This window comes from Bacillus sp. SD075 (genome assembly GCF_017355165.1).
GTDB lineage: Bacteria > Bacillota > Bacilli > Bacillales > DSM-1321 > Peribacillus.
The window spans coordinates 1-211 of the sequence record NZ_JADILK010000135.1 but is presented as its reverse complement, the minus strand read 5'-3'; the positions used below and the strand labels follow the sequence as shown (position 1 = coordinate 211).

The 211-nt window shown below is 51.7% G+C and carries 2 tRNA genes; both read right to left on the bottom strand.

From position 1 onward, the window contains the following. Positions 1-24: 24 nt before the first annotated feature. Positions 25-96: transfer RNA gene (locus IOC57_RS25605), tRNA-Glu, on the bottom strand. Positions 97-115: 19 nt separating this feature from the next. Then, positions 116-206, bottom strand: a tRNA-Ser gene (locus tag IOC57_RS25600). Positions 207-211: the final 5 nt, after the last annotated feature.

Genomic DNA, 211 nt, shown 5'->3' with positions numbered 1-211 from the left:
GCATTATGATTATCCAAAAGAAAGTGACCCATACGGGATTCGAACCCGTGTTACCGCCGTGAAAGGGCGGTGTCTTAACCGCTTGACCAATGGGCCTTGATATGAAATATGTAACTGGCGGAGAAGGAGGGATTTGAACCCTCGCGCCGCTTACGCGACCTACACCCTTAGCAGGGGCGCCTCTTCAGCCTCTTGAGTACTTCCCCAAAAA